This window comes from Dermacoccus sp. UBA1591, assembly GCF_002322065.1.
In the GTDB taxonomy this organism is placed as follows: domain Bacteria; phylum Actinomycetota; class Actinomycetes; order Actinomycetales; family Dermatophilaceae; genus Dermacoccus; species Dermacoccus nishinomiyaensis.
The window spans coordinates 9944-20551 of the sequence record NZ_DCNR01000083.1 but is presented as its reverse complement, the minus strand read 5'-3'; the positions used below and the strand labels follow the sequence as shown (position 1 = coordinate 20551).

The following is a 10608-nucleotide window of genomic DNA, read 5'->3' as shown; positions in this document are numbered from 1 at the left end:
GCGGGTCCACTCGATGCGGGTCGCGCGCTTGGCCGACGCCGTCAGGTCGAACTCGACGTCCGTCACCTCCGTGTCGTACTGGAAACGCACGCCCTGCTCGCTCAGCCACTTCGTCATCGGCAGCACGAGCGACTCGTACTGGTTGTACTTGGTGAACTTGAGCGCCGAGAAGTCCGGAAGTCCGCCGATGTGGTGGATGAAGCGGTGCAGGTACAGCTTCATCTCGAGTGCGCTGTGCCATTCCTCGAACGCGAACATCGTGCGCCAGTAGAGCCAGAAGTTGCTGTCGAGGAAGTCGCGGCCGAACACCTCGTCGATGCGCTTGTTCTCCATCTCCTCGCGCGTCGCGAGGAACACCTTGACGAGATCCTTCTGCGCCTTCTTGTTCAGCGTGAACAACCCGTCGGTGTGCGCGTCCTGGCCGCGTTCGACGGTGGCGCGCTGCAGCGAGTAGTTCGGGTCGTCCTTGTTGAGCCAGTAGAACTCGTCGAGCACGGACGCGCCCTCGACCTCGAGGCTGGGGATCGTGCGGAAGCAATCCCACAGGCACTCGAAGTGGTTCTCCATCTCGCGTCCACCGCGGATGACGAACCCCTTCTCGGGCTCCTCGATCCCGTCGAGGGCGCCACCGGCGAGGGAGCCCTTCTCGAGGATCGTGATGTTCTCGCCGGGGACGGCGGCGTCACGGATCATGAAGACGGCCGCCGCGAGGCCCGCGAGGCCGCTGCCGACGATCCAGGCGTGCTTGCTCGCGGCGTCCTTCGGCGGGCGGGGACGGGCGAAGGCTTCGTAGTTTCCACTGCTGTAGTACATGGGACCTCCTCGAGGTCGGGTGCGCGAGATCATCGCGCGGGACGATGGGTGAGGGGACGGCTGCGTGCGCCGTCAGGGATGCAGGATGAAACGGATCGGGTTGCCGTCCTTGCGCGCGAGCCGCTCGAGCACTTCGGGCGCTTCCTCGAGCGGGAAGACCCCGCTGATCGACGCCGACAGGTCGAGCCGCTTCGTGCGGGTCAACGCGACGAGCTGGTGGACGTCCGTTCCCTCGCTGCCGTAGTGGCCGCGCAGCGTCAGCTGCTTGTAGGCGAATGCGGTGTCGGACGGAATCTCGATGGGCCGCCCGGCGAGGCCGACGATGACGAGACGTCCCTGCGGCGCGAGGGAGGCCATCGCCTGGGCCCGCACGGGGGCCACGCCCGCGAAGTCGAACGCGACGTCGAGACCGCGGGGCGAGAGCTGGCGGATGGCGTCCTCCGCGTCTTCAGGGGCGCACGCCACGTCGGCGCCGACGGCGAGCGCCCGTTCGCGCGCGGCCTCGAGCGGGTCGATCGCGACGATGGGGGAGGCGCCGATGAGACGCAGCAACTGCACGGCGTGAATGCCCAGCCCGCCGAGGCCCCAGACGCCGACGGCCTCGCCGGCGCGCACGCGCCCGCTCGTCTGGATGGCTGCCCACGGCGTCGAGACGGCGTCGGGGATGATGGCGGCCTGCTCGAACGGGAGGTCGTCGGGGATCGGGACGAGCGTCTCGGCCTGCGCGAGGGCGTATTCGGCGTACCCGCCGTCGTAGTCGACGCCGCGCGTCAGGATGCGGCCGTTCGGGAGGCGGTGGCCGGCCTGCAGCAGGACGCGGCTGCCCACCTCGATGCCGGGCAGTGTCGGCACGCCGTCACCGAGGGCGGTGACGACGCCCGCGACCTCGTGACCGAGCGTCACCTTCTCGCTGTCGAGGAACTGCGGCGCGATGAGCCCTTCGAGCAGGTGCACGTCCGACAGGCAGACGCCCGCCGCCTTCACCTCGATGACGGCTTGGCCCGGCCCTGGCGTCGGGACGGGTACCTCCTCGACGTTCAGGGTGTGGTGCGTGACGTCGAGGCGTGCGGCCTTCATGGTGTCCATGGTGTCTCCTTCGTTTCCGATATTTTTGACTGTACTCATTTTTTGCGGCGCCACCAGGGCCTTTCGGCCCGGGTAATGTTTCGATCCATGTCGCTTCCCCTCAGCGCCACGGCCGCCTCCGCGGCACCGTCGGCCGGTTCGACGGCCCCGACGAGGCCGGCCCCCACGCCGGGTACGCCTGACGCCACGGTCGTGACCTGCCGACGTCCCGTCGTGAGCGGCTCGGACCAGCAGGGTCGTCGCGCGCGCAACAAGGCTGACAAGCAGGCCCGCATCCTCGCGGCTGCCGAGAGCCTGCTCGGTGAGGTGGGGTACGAGCGCATGACGACGGCCGAGGTGGCCAAGCGCGCCAACGTCGCCGCCGGCACCGTGTTCCAGTACGCCCCGACGAAGGCGGAACTGCTCATGATGGTCGTCGAACACGAGTGGCGTGATCTCGTCGACGATCACCTGCCCGACGACGCCGGTGACGGTGGGGTGCGCGAGCACGTCCTGCGTCTGCTCGAACCGTTCGCGCAGCAGGCCCGTGACTACCCCGAGAACGCGATGGTCGTCGGACGGGAGGTGCTGTTCGGTGCGCCCGGGCCGTATCGCGAGAAGGTCGTCGCGCTGGTCGCCGGTCTCGAGGACGCCATCGCGGGGCTGCTCGTCGCAGCGGGGGGTGACGCGGAGCGCAGCGTCGTCGCCGCGGGCCTCATCGTCTCCGGTGGGGTGCTCGAGCTGAACCGCACGCGTACCGGACGCGCCGAGGTCGAATCCGTGGCGCGCCGCCTCGGAGATCTCGTTGACGTCGCGGTGCGCGGCGCGGGCGTCTGATCGCTCGTGAGCGTGACGCGGGCGCTCAGCCGGCGTGGCGTTCACCTGCGCGTGCCCTGACCTCGACGGCGTCGCCCGCGCGCGCACGGGCCAGTCGCTTCATGCCGTCCGCGGGGCGGATCGGTTCGGGCCACTTCGGGGGAAGCGTATCGCCCTCACGGACGCCGTTGATGCGGCGCCGGAAGAGGGGGATCACCTCGGTGGCGAGCCATCGGCTCTCGGTGCGGATGCTCTCGCGCCAGTGCGGCGCCTCGAACGGAGGCAGCTCCGGCAGTTTGAGCGTGTGGGGGATGCCGAGTTCGGCGAGCACGTAGGCGGCGAGGTGCTTGTGCCCGAGCCGGCTCATGTGGATGCGGTCGAACGCCCACATGCGCGGGTCGTCGAACTCTCGAAACTGGGTGTGATCGACGAGCAGGCAGCCGTACTGGCGGGCCAGTTCGCGCACGGCGTCGTTGTAGAAGACGATGCGCCGCCGCAGCGGCTCGAGCGCCGTCGAGATCTTCACGTCGAACGTCGTGAACAGCAGCACCTCCGCGCCCGATCCGACGAGGCGCTGCAGCGCGGCCTCGTAACGCTCCATGATGGCGGGCATGTCGGAGCGGACGGCGAGGATGTCGTTGCCGCCGGCGTAGAACGAGATGAGCGTCGGTTCGAGCGCGAGGGCGGCGTCGAACTGCTCGTCGACGATCTCGTCGAGACGCTTGCTGCGGATGGCGAAGTTCGCGTACTCCCACGTCGCGTCCACGCGCCCCATCTGGCGGGCCATACGATCGGCCCACCCGCGCACGCCGTTGGGGTACATGAGGTTCGCGTCACCGACGCCCTCGGTGAACGAGTCTCCGACCGCTACGTAACGTCCCTTCATCGGGCTGACGGTAGGTCGTTCGCGTGGCCCGATGTCGGCGTCCGGCTGGCCGTGGGTGATCCGGGGCATGAAGCCTGGGTGAACTCAGGTGGACGAGCAGCTATCGACGAGACGCCGTGACCATCTGCGCTTCCTGTCCCATCTGCGATTCCCGTCCACATTCGTCGATATGACCAAGAATCGCGCACGTGGACGTAGATCGCAGGTGAGGAGCGGGCCACGAGAAGAGTGACCTGACGAGGCTTGACGCGCTCTGACGCCGGCGGCAGGGGCGCCAGCGGCACGTCAGAGCTGGGGGTTGTTCTTGGCGATGACCTCGACGGCGTTCTTGCTCTCGAGCAGGCCGAGGCCCGTCGCGCTGCGATACATGGCGATGGCCTCGATCTCGCGACCCTTGTGCACGAGGTAGCTGACGCGCTCGGACAGATCCTGGCCCGCACGCAGATCGGTGATCTCCTCCTGCAGGTGACGCACCTGCTTCTGCAGCGTCAGGTTGCTCCACCCGATGAGCAGGAGCAGGACGACGGCGACGACGAGGGCCCACACCATGACGATTCCTCACATTCGATCCACGCGCTTGACTCGAGCCGCTCGACTGGAGTCGTCTGACTCGAGCCGCCCCACTCGAGTCGCCAATCTACCGCCTCGCGTGGGCGCGGCGACGATGACAATCCCCAGGTTTCCTTGGCACAGTAGTGCCCATGACCGAGTACCTCATGTTGTTTCCCGAGCGTGATGTCGCCGAGGAGATCGCGGACGACCTGCTCGAATCGGGTGACTTCACCGACGTGCGCGTCGTGCGTGAGGCGCTGGCGGGTGAGGAGGACGACGAGGATCACGAGTGGGGCGTCTACGTCAAGCAGGACACCGTCGACGATCCTGCCTCGGCCGTCGCGCAGGCCCTCACCGAGCGTTTCGACGCGCTCGCCAAGGAGCATGACGGCTGGCTCGACCCCAACCCCGCGCAGCTGCCGACGCGCTGAGCGACGCGGCGTCGGAAGAGCTGACGCGACGCACGTCGCGCCGCCGGTCGTGCTGACGCGTTGAGCTAAACGCCGTCGGGCGTGCTGACGGGCCAAGAGACGCGCCGGGTGGCGACTGCGCGACCTCACCGACGCGTTGCCGCCGTCGACCGGCACATCGGACTAGTTGCTCCCAGCATCGGTGAGGCCCCATTCCCGCGCGGGAATGGGGCCTCACCGATGAACGGCGTCAGTTCGACGTGGCGCGCTCTTCGAGCTTCGCGAGCGACTCCTCGAGGGCGTGCTTCTCGACGAGGGGGAAGTGCACCTTCTTGAGCAGTTCCTTGTCGGTGACCTTGCTCCAGTCGTACGTCAGGGTTACGGCGGTCTCCTTCGGGCCGTGGGCCTCGAGCTCGTACATCCACTCCCAGCCCTTGGGCTCGGTGCCGGCGGGCGCCGTCTGCCACGCGACGAGCTTGTCATCGGCGTACCCGGTGACGTGGTTGTCGGTCTGGTATTCGCCCCCCATGTGCTCACCGACCATGTTCATGGTGAACACCTGGCCGACCTTCTGGATGCGGTCTCCGTGGTCGACGCTGCGGATGAAGCCCGAGCCGTCGAGCTTGACGTGCTCGGCCGGGTTGGTGAGGACGTTGAAGATGTCCTGCGCCGGGGCCTCGATGGTGCGGGTCACGATGATCTTTTTCTCGTCAGTCATGTCTTCACCTTGGCTCACGGCGCGCGTCTTCGCAAGGCGTTCAGGGCGTTTCGGCGTCGATGCGGGCGACGTGTGTGGGCGGGCGCGCTCGCGGCGAAGGGGCGGCGGCAGGCTGAGGGCCACCGGGCGCCGTTGTCGAATCACGCACGTGGCGCGTGCACCTGGACGGCAGCCGCGCCCTCCCGGTGAGCGCCTGGCTCACCCCGAGAGAGCATCGCGCCGTGACGGGCGCTCGGGTAGCGTGATCGTCGAACGGGGCCGCCATGGCCCCCAACCGATCACGGGCGCAGCGGGGTGCCGCGCTCACCCCACGAAGGAGTCTGCAGATGCCGAAGAACCGCCCTGACGAGCGTCCCTTCGACGCCGAGGCCTACGAGCAGGACACGCGTCAACAGGCTGCCGGAATGCGTCGCGATGGCGTGGGCGCCGACGAAGCGGGCGTCGTCCTGCACGAGGAGCGTCTCGTCGCGGGTGTCGAGCGCGCCGAGGCCGGGCGCGTCGAGGTGCGCAAGCGTGTCGTCGTCGAAGAGGTGACGATCACCGTCCCCGTGCGCCGCGAGGTCGTCGATGTCGTGCGCGTGTACGACGACGGCAGCGAGGAAGCCGTCGACGTCCCCGCCTCGACGTGGCAGCCGCGCATCGAGAACCTCGACGGCGGTTCGGCGCTGGGCGAGCACACGCATGCCGAGAGTGCGGTGTACGACGTCGAAGCCGCAGAGGGCACGCACACGCGTGACGCCGACCGGCGCGACGAGGACGGCGTCATCGTGCTGCACGAGGAGCGCCCCGTGCTCTCGACGCGGATCTACGCCGTCGAACGGCTGCACCTCGGCATCATGGCGACGAAGGAGAACGTCACCGTCACCGAGCCGGTGCAGCGCGAGGTCGTCGAGGTCGACGAGGTCGACGACGTGCGCGACCCACGTGGTGAGGGCGGTTCGGCGCGCGCGTGACGACCTTCCCCCACGCGATGACGTGCCGGGCAAGCTGCTGAGCAGCGCCTCCGTGGGCGCCCAGTGCAGCGTCAGGAGGGCGGTACCCGATCGGGTACCGCCCTCCTGACGTTCCGGCCGAGCCGAGCCGTCAGTAGATACCGTCGACGGCACCCGCCGGGCGGAAGTCGCCGATGACGCTGGAGGCGACCGTCTGCCCGAGCGCGACGCTCTGGTCGCGATGACGATCGGAGCTGCCGCTGTTCCTAGAACCGTCCGCGTATGAGGCAATGGTGCGGGCCAATCGGTTGTACTCCGCGACCTTGGCGTCGTAGTAGCTCTGGCACGCAGCGCCCTGCCCGGACGTGAGGGCGATGGGCTCGAGGGTGGGCGGCAGGGGCGTGTTGGTCATCAACGGGGTGATGCGGATCTCGTTCGTGATGCGGCCGGTGAACATGAAGCCGTCCTGTCAGTGGAATCAGAAGTCCGCCTCGTTGTCGCCCTTGCCACAAGCGGGACAGTGCCGACGAACGTCCAGGTGTAGGTGAGGGTTCCCGTCGTCTTGTCGAAGCCACCGCGCGTGATGGTGTGCTACGAGGTGGACGGCCAGGTCCCCGCCCGCTCGGTGTCCTTGGGTCCGGTGCGCCCGACGACGTCGACGCGCGGCGCCAGGGGGTGGTCGGCCGCGAAGCGCAGGGGGACGTCGCTGTCGTTGCGCAGGTTGAGCCAGGATTCGCCCTCGAATCCATTGGCGCTCAGGACCAACTGGTAGAAGTTGACCGTCAGCGAGCCCTGCTTCGTCGGCAGGTCGGCGAAGGCGAGATCCATGGTCGCCCTGCTCTCAGGGCTGCGTGCGGTGTTCGAGGCTGTGCCGGACGGGCTCGCCGCGGCGATCGTGACGGCGGGGATGCTCCACGCGGTGCCTGGGACGACGGTGCGGCGGGGTCATCAGAGGAAATTGACCGGCCGTCCAGAGTGTTCTCTGAGGCCGCTCAGGGGCGAGGCGGCGCTGGTGAGCACCCTCCACACGCGCATCCGATCCTGTCGCGGAGGCTCTCCGCCCCGCGCTAACCTCGACGCATCGGCCGGCCATCGGGTGGCTGCCGACGCGCGCGAGAGGCGCGCCGGACACAGGAGGGTGGCTCCATGGGGATGACATCACGACGCGCGACCAAACGCGCCGATCTGCCGGGCACCGACGCGGCGTCACGGCGAAGCGCAGCCGCGCGCGGCCGCATCATGCGGGGCACGGTCGTCACCGTCGCGGCCGCGCTTGCCGTGACGGGGTGCACGAGCGCCACGACCGGTGGCTCCTCGGCGCCCACCTCGGCGCCCGCCTCGGCCACCACCTCGGGACACACCGGCGCCGCGTCGTCGCCGTCCGCGAGCACCCCCGGATCGCAGGCGTCCACCTCGAGCCAGCCCATCGATGTGTCGAAGGTCGTCGTGCGAGGCGACCGGCGCAGCGACGCCGCGAAGCTCGCGACGGCCGCCGTCGCGGACCTCGAACGCTACTGGGGTCGGCAGCTGCCAGCGGTCTACGGCTCGGCGTTCACACCCATCAAGGCCTACTACTCCGTCGACACCAAGGCGGGACGCCGTTCACCGTCGGTCTGCGGTGACGTCACCGGAAATGCCTACTACTGCTACGAGGACGGGGCGATCGCCTGGGATTCGACGGGCCTGCTCACCGACATGCGCAGCGCCTACGGCGACATCGCGCCGCAGGTCATCATGGCGCACGAGTTCGGGCACGCGGTGCAGCACCGTTTCGGCTACCGCGGCAAACCCGTCGTGCAGGAGCTGCAGGCCGACTGCTTCGCCGGCGCCTGGCTCCATCACGCGATCGACGACAAGGTCGTCGCCGCCTCGTCGGAGACGCCGACGCAGGCCGCCGCCGCGATCCTCGCGGTGAAGGACCCTGTGGGTGAGGACCCGCGCTCCGAACAGGCGCACGGCAACGGCTTCGACCGCGTCAACTCCTTCCAGACGGGCTACGACGACGGCCTGAAGGCGTGCAAGGCGTACACGAGCGAGGAGCCCGTCGTCACCGAGCTGCCGTTCACGAGCTACACGGACGCTGCGAGCGGCGGGAACCTGCCGTACGAGTCGGCGATGCAGAGCGGCGCCTACGACCTCGACGACTACTGGGAGCACACCTACCCCCAGGTGACGAACGGTCAGCAGTGGAAGCCGATGGGCAAGCTGACGCCGTTCGCGACGAGGAAGCCGGCCACGTGCGGCGACGAGACGGTGACGGACGCCGTCGCGTACTACTGCCCGAGCGACGACTCGATCGGGTGGAACGACGACGTCACGCGTGAGATCTACCGGGAGACAGGCGACTTCGGCCCAATCGTGCTCCTGGCCGCGCAGTACGGCAAGGCGGCCCTGAGCCGCTCGGGCAAGCCGCTCGGCGACGACGCCGCCGATCGCGGCGTCTGCTACGCGGGTGCCTACTCCGCCGACGTCATCCTGCACAACCGTCCGCAGACCAGCTCGTTCACGATGTCGCCTGGCGACCTCGACGAAGCCATCCAGGCACTGCTCATGGTCGGTGGCTCCGACGGTTTCGACCTCATCCGCGCCTACCGCAAGGGTGCGCTCGACGGGCCGAAGGGCTGCGCCGGCGCCAAGGTGTCCTGACGGCGGTGCTCACCCGGCGATGTCGTAGGCCTTGAGGCGCTTCTTGTCGCGCTTCGACCCCGACGCCTGCAGGGCGAGCAACTCGGCGTAGATGCCGCCGGAGGTGGCGAGCTCAGCGGGCGGGCCGACCTCGTCGATGCGTCCGTCGCGCAGGGTGACGATGCGGTCGACGGCGCTGATCGTCGACAGGCGGTGGGCGATGATGAGGGACGTGCGGCCCTCCATGAGCTCGTCGAGGCCGGCCTGCACGAGTCGCTCCGACTTGGTGTCGAGCGCGCTCGTCGCCTCGTCGAGGATGAGGATCGGCGCGTCCTTGAGCATCGCTCGCGCCACGGCGATGCGCTGCTTCTGGCCGCCGGACAGCTTGAGGCCGCGTTCGCCGATCGTCGTGTCGTAGCCGTCGGGGAACTGGCGGATGAACACGTCGGCGTTGGCGCGTTCGGCCACGGCCCGGATCTCCTCGTCGGTGGCCTCGGGGTGGCCGTAGGCGATGTTCTCGCGAATCGTGCCGCTGAACAGCGACGCGTCCTGGAACACGACGCCGAAGTCGCTGCGCAGCTCGTCGAGCGGCGTCTCGGCGGTGTCACGGCCGAAGACGCGCAGGTGCCCGTCATGCACCGTGTACAGCCCGAGCAGGAGGCTGATGAGCGTCGTCTTGCCGCCGCCGGACTCGCCGACGAACGCGACATGTTCACCCCGTTCGACGGCCAGCGTGATGTCCTTCAGCACGTCCCGGTCGGCGTCGTAGCCGAACGAGGCGTGATCGAACTCGATGACGGACCCGGTGCATGCGGCGGCGCGCGCCCGCGCGGCGTCGATCGTCGCACCCGGCGCGGTGTCGGCGTCGCCGAGCAGGTCGAGGCCCTCCCGCTCTGGTCGTTCTTCGAGGACGCGGAAGTAGTCGCGGCTGCCGGCGACGGCCCGCTGGCCCGAGTCAATGAGGTAGCTCATCATCATGACGGGCTGACGCGCCATGTTGACGAGTTGGATGAGCAGCACCATGTCACCGATGGAGAAGTGCCCCTCGACGGTCTGCACGAAGATGATCGAGTAGACGCCGAAGAAGATGACGTTGAGGGCGCCGCGTCGCGCGCCATCCATGAGGTGCCAGTAGCGCGACTGCTCGCGCGTCGTCGCGACGGTGCTCGCGTACCGCTCGTCGAACGACGTGAGCTCTCGGCGCTCCTGACCGAAGCTCTTGACGACGCGGATCTGCCCGACGACCTCGGCAAAACGTCCGCCGGCGATGTCGAACTGGCTGTTCTTCTCGCCCTCGAGCACCTGCCACTTCTTGCTCGTCAGCGTCGTCAGGTACATGAAGACGGGGAAGACGATGAGCAGCAGCAGCGCGAGCGGCCACGAGTAGATGGCGGAGATGACGAGCACCGCGAACGTCGTCAGCAGCATCGGCAGGAAGTTGTTCGCGAACGAGTTGAGGAACTGTGTCGTCTCCGAGATGTTCCGCGAGAGGCGGTTGATGATCCTGCCCGTCAGCTCACGGTCGAAGTAGCTCTGCGGCAGCGTCAGCAGCTTCTCGAAGTAGCGCGTCGACAGGATGCGTCGCAGCCGCACCGCCGTCACGTCGCCGATGTACCCGCCGATGTTGCTGATCGCCGTGTTCGCGAGGTCGGCCACGAGCAGGGCCACCGCGAACCACATGATGGTCGCGACGTGCCCCGACGGGTTCGCGCCCGTCTTGACGACGGAGACCACCTCGTCCGTCGCACCCGAGATGATGAACGGCATGACGAGCGACGTCGCCGTGATGAG

Annotated in this window: 12 protein-coding genes; 4 read left to right on the top strand and 8 right to left on the bottom strand. The window is 68.5% G+C overall.

Annotated elements, in window-relative coordinates:
* A partial coding sequence (locus B2284_RS09095) for an oleate hydratase (protein WP_286697403.1) occupies positions 1 to 813 on the bottom strand: 813 nt, incomplete at its 3' end.
* 72 nt (positions 814 to 885) lie between these two features.
* The gene (locus tag B2284_RS09090) at positions 886 to 1899 is read right to left on the bottom strand and encodes a zinc-binding dehydrogenase (RefSeq protein ID WP_038566900.1); all 1014 of its coding nucleotides are present in this window, start codon (positions 1897 to 1899) and stop codon (positions 886 to 888) included.
* Positions 1900 to 2112: 213 nt separating this feature from the next.
* Between B2284_RS09090 and B2284_RS09085 the strand changes: the two genes are divergently transcribed.
* Positions 2113 to 2715, top strand: coding sequence for a TetR/AcrR family transcriptional regulator (locus B2284_RS09085; RefSeq protein ID WP_040014870.1), 603 nt, complete (start codon positions 2113 to 2115; stop codon positions 2713 to 2715).
* A gap of 25 nt (positions 2716 to 2740) precedes the next feature.
* Here the strand turns inward: B2284_RS09085 and B2284_RS09080 are convergent, their stop codons facing one another.
* Positions 2741 to 3580, bottom strand: a complete 840-nt coding sequence (locus B2284_RS09080) for an SGNH/GDSL hydrolase family protein (protein ID WP_040014827.1) — start codon at positions 3578 to 3580, stop codon at positions 2741 to 2743.
* A 285-nt stretch (positions 3581 to 3865) separates the two neighbouring features.
* Positions 3866 to 4129, bottom strand: coding sequence for a hypothetical protein (locus B2284_RS09075; protein WP_006946272.1), 264 nt, complete (start codon positions 4127 to 4129; stop codon positions 3866 to 3868).
* A 152-nt stretch (positions 4130 to 4281) separates the two neighbouring features.
* Here B2284_RS09075 and B2284_RS09070 point away from each other — a divergent pair, with 152 nt between their 5' ends.
* Complete coding sequence (locus B2284_RS09070; RefSeq protein ID WP_006946280.1) at positions 4282 to 4563, top strand: hypothetical protein; 282 nt, start codon at positions 4282 to 4284, stop codon at positions 4561 to 4563.
* A gap of 229 nt (positions 4564 to 4792) precedes the next feature.
* Here the strand turns inward: B2284_RS09070 and B2284_RS09065 are convergent, their stop codons facing one another.
* Complete coding sequence (locus B2284_RS09065) at positions 4793 to 5260, bottom strand: SRPBCC domain-containing protein (RefSeq protein WP_040014869.1); 468 nt, start codon at positions 5258 to 5260, stop codon at positions 4793 to 4795.
* Positions 5261 to 5586: 326 nt separating this feature from the next.
* Here B2284_RS09065 and B2284_RS09060 point away from each other — a divergent pair, with 326 nt between their 5' ends.
* Positions 5587 to 6213 carry a DUF2382 domain-containing protein gene (locus tag B2284_RS09060; RefSeq protein ID WP_074041109.1) on the top strand — a complete coding sequence of 209 codons (627 nt, stop codon included), beginning with the start codon at positions 5587 to 5589 and terminating at the stop codon, positions 6211 to 6213.
* A gap of 130 nt (positions 6214 to 6343) precedes the next feature.
* On the opposite strand, the gene B2284_RS09055 is transcribed toward B2284_RS09060, so the two are convergent.
* Complete coding sequence (locus tag B2284_RS09055) at positions 6344 to 6649, bottom strand: hypothetical protein (protein ID WP_286697402.1); 306 nt, start codon at positions 6647 to 6649, stop codon at positions 6344 to 6346.
* A gap of 134 nt (positions 6650 to 6783) precedes the next feature.
* Entirely contained in the window at positions 6784 to 7020 is a 237-nt protein-coding gene (locus tag B2284_RS09050; RefSeq protein WP_040014825.1) for a hypothetical protein, read from the bottom strand.
* Between the two features lie 318 nt (positions 7021 to 7338).
* Between B2284_RS09050 and B2284_RS09045 the strand changes: the two genes are divergently transcribed.
* Positions 7339 to 8838 (top strand): neutral zinc metallopeptidase, encoded by a 1500-nt coding sequence (locus B2284_RS09045; RefSeq protein ID WP_006946253.1) that lies wholly within the window; start codon positions 7339 to 7341, stop codon positions 8836 to 8838.
* A gap of 9 nt (positions 8839 to 8847) precedes the next feature.
* Here the strand turns inward: B2284_RS09045 and B2284_RS09040 are convergent.
* Positions 8848 to 10608: ABC transporter ATP-binding protein (locus B2284_RS09040; RefSeq protein WP_286697401.1), on the bottom strand; the 1761-nt coding region annotated here is incomplete at its 5' end.

Excerpts from the sequence above, each read along its gene's own strand:
- B2284_RS09090 (WP_038566900.1), bottom strand. The coding sequence starts at position 1,899 with ATGGACACCATGAAGGCCGCACGCCTCGACGTCACGCACCACACCCTG.
- B2284_RS09080 (WP_040014827.1), bottom strand. The coding sequence starts at position 3,580 with ATGAAGGGACGTTACGTAGCGGTCGGAGACTCGTTCACCGAGGGCGTC.
- B2284_RS09075 (WP_006946272.1), bottom strand. The coding sequence starts at position 4,129 with ATGGTGTGGGCCCTCGTCGTCGCCGTCGTCCTGCTCCTGCTCATCGGG.
- B2284_RS09070 (WP_006946280.1), top strand. The coding sequence starts at position 4,282 with ATGACCGAGTACCTCATGTTGTTTCCCGAGCGTGATGTCGCCGAGGAG.
- B2284_RS09065 (WP_040014869.1), bottom strand. The coding sequence starts at position 5,260 with ATGACTGACGAGAAAAAGATCATCGTGACCCGCACCATCGAGGCCCCG.
- B2284_RS09060 (WP_074041109.1), top strand. The coding sequence starts at position 5,587 with ATGCCGAAGAACCGCCCTGACGAGCGTCCCTTCGACGCCGAGGCCTAC.
- B2284_RS09055 (WP_286697402.1), bottom strand. The coding sequence starts at position 6,649 with ATGTTCACCGGCCGCATCACGAACGAGATCCGCATCACCCCGTTGATG.
- B2284_RS09050 (WP_040014825.1), bottom strand. The coding sequence starts at position 7,020 with ATGGATCTCGCCTTCGCCGACCTGCCGACGAAGCAGGGCTCGCTGACG.
- B2284_RS09045 (WP_006946253.1), top strand. The coding sequence starts at position 7,339 with ATGGGGATGACATCACGACGCGCGACCAAACGCGCCGATCTGCCGGGC.